Source organism: Streptomyces fulvoviolaceus (genome assembly GCF_000718165.1).
GTDB classification, from domain to species: domain Bacteria; phylum Actinomycetota; class Actinomycetes; order Streptomycetales; family Streptomycetaceae; genus Streptomyces; species Streptomyces fulvoviolaceus.
In genome coordinates this window covers 1-225 of record NZ_JOEY01000237.1, presented here as the reverse complement: position 1 = coordinate 225, position 225 = coordinate 1, and the positions used below count along the sequence as shown (strand labels likewise).

Genomic DNA, 225 nt, shown 5'->3' with positions numbered 1-225 from the left:
GACGACCTCGTCGCGCAGGCGCATGGGCAGCGCCTGGACCGCCCCGAAGCCGCTGCGGTGGGCCGCCGTGACGAAGTGCGGCCAGCGGTCGGCCTCCCGGGTCAGGTCGGGGACGAGCACCGGTGTGCCGGTGCGGAAGCATTCGAGGCAGGGGCCTTCGTCGTTCTGGAGCTGGAAGAGCTCAAGGAGGCGTACCCGTTCGTCGGAGGCGGCCATGACGCGGAG

Annotated in this window: 1 protein-coding gene; it reads right to left on the bottom strand. The window is 72.0% G+C overall.

All coding sequences use genetic code 11. The annotated features are described in order from the left end of the window. A partial coding sequence (locus IG08_RS0153690; protein WP_030622565.1) for a GAF domain-containing protein occupies positions 1-225 on the bottom strand: 225 nt, incomplete at both ends.